The 2,624-nt window shown below is 63.7% G+C and carries 2 protein-coding genes; both read right to left on the bottom strand.

The window, feature by feature from the left end; translation table 11 throughout:
• Positions 1-1,215 (bottom strand): hypothetical protein (locus MOV76_RS38840; RefSeq protein ID WP_247266561.1); only part of this gene is annotated, 1,215 nt, incomplete at its 3' end.
• Between the two features lie 165 nt (positions 1,216-1,380).
• Positions 1,381-2,624 (bottom strand): hypothetical protein (locus MOV76_RS38835; protein ID WP_247266560.1); only part of this gene is annotated, 1,244 nt, incomplete at its 5' end.

The raw sequence follows: 2,624 nt of genomic DNA, 5'->3' as shown, positions 1-2,624 counted from the left end.
CCCCTGGACGACGGTCTCACGGCCGCGCAAGGCCCGCCAGAGACTGTCGATCCGATAGGCCGCGATCGCGCGCGACGAGACCCCGGGCAGCTTCAGCCCCTCGACCTTGAGCGCTCCGGACTGCCGGCGGCCGATATCGGCCTGGACTGCCTGTTTCAGCCATTCGACGGATGCATCCGGGTTCGGCCCGAAACGCTCCATGGCGGCGATATCGCGCGACAAGCTATTGACCTGGTTGAAGATCGCCGCGATCGGATCCGTGTTGCCGAACTTTTCGTTATAGGCGAGCCACGCGTCGGCATCGTTGAAGATCAGGAAGCGGCTTTCTTGGTAGCGGCTGGCGACGGCGCCGACGCCGAACTTGCGCGCCTCCGGGCGACGATGTGCCCAGCCGTCCGACATGATGCTGTCGAAGACGTAATCTAGGCTCGCATCGAGGCCGTCGACGCCGATCGTCTCGCCGGTGCGCGGGTTGGTCATCTCGTCGGCATTGAGCATCGGCGCGATGAATTCCTTCCAGCGCCGGCGCGCCAGGTCCATGTCGTAGCGCTTGCCGCCGAACTTGCCGCGGCCGGCGAAACCGAGCTCTCGGATGTTCGACCGGTTATGCGTGTGCGTCAGCCCGAAATCCTGCCGCTTCGGAATGTTGCCGCCGGCGGCGTTGAAGCGCTGGCGCAGATCCTCGAACAGGTTCGAAACGGCCTGCCCCATCGCCTGCGCCGTCGCGTTGCCGGTTTTCTCGCCGTGCATGGCACGGATCACGTCCGGCAGGTCGACCTTGTTCAAATGCGTGCCGGCAACGCGCGATCGCCGGAAATGGTGCATCACTTCCGAAAGCTGGCGGTGCGCCATGGCAATGATCGCGTTAGCCTTGCCGGACATCGACTGCGTGCCCTTGTAGCCGTTGTGGATCATTAGCGACATGACGGCGTCGACCTTGTCGGGCTTGCCCTTCAGGTCGCGGTAGTTCTCGACATAGTCGGCGAGCTCTTTGCGCTTGGCTTCCGTCAGCAGCACCTGCCGGCGCTTCTCCCGGGCATTTTCGCGCAGGCTGTCGATCACCTCGCGTTTCGCAGCCTCGGCCGCCTGGCGATCGGTCATGCCCGGGCGCTTACGGCGAAACCGGGCTTCGTAGTAGCGGTGCAGCTCGTCGGCCTGGTCTTTCGACAGGCCGCCCTGCTCTACGGCAGAATTCAGGCAATCACGCAAGCTCATCGGTTTCCTTTCCGGGCTCATCATCGCGGAGCCCGACCGTTACCCACCCCGGACACCGACGATTGGGCCTGTCTTCGTTCTTGATAAAGCCGCACTTCACACAGCACTTGATCCGCATCGATGTGAAAACACGCTCGTGCCACTCATGTCCCTGCTCGTTGGTCATCACACCTTGCAGGCCTCCAATACATCGGCAAACCAGTTTTCTTGATCGGCCGCCTCGAGCGCTTCCCGGGTCGGGACCAAGCGGATGTTTCCATCGCTGTCCTGCAGCGGCACGAAGTCGAGGAGCGTTTCAGCATTGCCGTTGGCATCGATGCGCGGCTCGACGATATCGCCGGCCAGCTGCTCGGCCTCGCGCATGGCCGCATCATCGATCGGCTCGATCGCGCGTTCCGGCCGGATCCGCTGCCCCTCGAGCGGATCGGCGGCACGGGGTTCCCGCGAGATCTCACGCAGACGGGCAGCCTCTTCCGCGTTGGTTTCGAAATTGAAAGTAAAGCCCTGCTTCACACCCTGCTCACCAGGATAGTCAGGACTGTTAATCCGTGGATCGCCTTCCGGCACGTCGAGATAGTACAGGGGCAAATCGCCGCGATAGTCGGAAGCGTATTGCCGGTCGGTGCTAACCCAACGGCCAGTTTCTCCTTCGCCAGCCGCACCACTATGATAGACGCGGACCATCCCATCCGGGACTTCGGGTTCGATTGGCGCGACAGCGCGGCCGGCACTGTCATCGACTACCCGGCCGGCTTCGCCTTCATCTACGAAGAACGTATCGCGGATATCGTCGATCGCGTCCGGATCGCCTCCGCTGTACAGACGCTCGTAATCGTCGGCAGTCAGCGATCGGACGCCGCTCTGCTCGTCGGCGATGGCGCGCTCGACGAGCTCAGGTTCTGGAAAGTTGTCGGGATCCTCGGCATAGTTTTTAGCCGCCTCGAAAACACGCACCTGGTCGGGCGAGGCGTCCGCCGGCAGCATGTGCTCGTCGAGAACGCGCTCTTCAAACGAGCGGTTGACCTGTGATTTCTGCTCTTCGGTCAGCGTGACGCCTATATCGGCCGCCATCGCCTCGACGTCGCCGCGCTCAGGATTGCCGTCGAGGATCCTCGACGCCCTCGCGGCACTCTCTTCGCCAAGGCCATAGGCGCGGGCGATCGCGCCGCCGCCCTCGATCGTTCCGCCGAACAGCGCGCCGAAGGTGGCGGCGATGCCGGCATTCTTCAGCATGTCATCCATGCCGTATTCGAGCCCGGCTGCCTTCTTGCGCTCCTGGCTGGCGCCCTGCAGCACGAGCTCCTGGCCGCCGTTGATCAGCGCTTCGGTCAGCATCGTCTTGCCGATACGCGCCGCGACCGTTCCGGTCGCCGATCCGCCGCCGCCGGTCGCCGCCATCGCCCATTGAT

The sequence above is a fragment of the Rhizobium sp. PRIMUS64 genome (genome assembly GCF_023006465.1).
Lineage (GTDB): Bacteria > Pseudomonadota > Alphaproteobacteria > Rhizobiales > Rhizobiaceae > Rhizobium > Rhizobium leguminosarum.
This window is presented reverse-complemented; position numbering and strand designations above follow the sequence as displayed.